The organism is Corynebacterium sp. UMB9976 (assembly GCF_030212265.1).
Classification (GTDB): Bacteria; Actinomycetota; Actinomycetes; order Mycobacteriales; family Mycobacteriaceae; genus Corynebacterium.
In genome coordinates, this window is sequence record NZ_JASODY010000164.1 from 1 (window position 1) to 242 (window position 242).

Sequence of the window (242 nt, forward strand, 5' to 3'; positions counted from 1 at the left end):
TGCCCATGTAGTCAGAGCGTGCGCGGTCCATGCCGCGCTGCTGAAGCTGTGCGCCACGGAAGAAGTTACCTCCGCCGATGACGACACAGACCTCGACGCCCTTTCGGGAAACTTCCGCAATCTGTCGGGCAACGTTTTGCACCACGTCCGGGTCAACGCCAACCTTGCCGCCACCGAACATCTCACCACCGAGCTTGAGCATCACACGTTTGAAGCCATTGCGCTCGACAGATTCTGCCATG

At 59.5% G+C, this 242-nt stretch carries 1 protein-coding gene; it reads right to left on the bottom strand.

The window, feature by feature from the left end; all coding sequences use genetic code 11:
* Window positions 1-241, bottom strand: a 241-nt coding sequence (locus tag QP140_RS10230; RefSeq protein ID WP_442875049.1) for an amino acid kinase family protein, incomplete at its 3' end; no start/stop codon positions are given.
* Between the last annotated feature and the right edge of the window lies 1 nt (window position 242).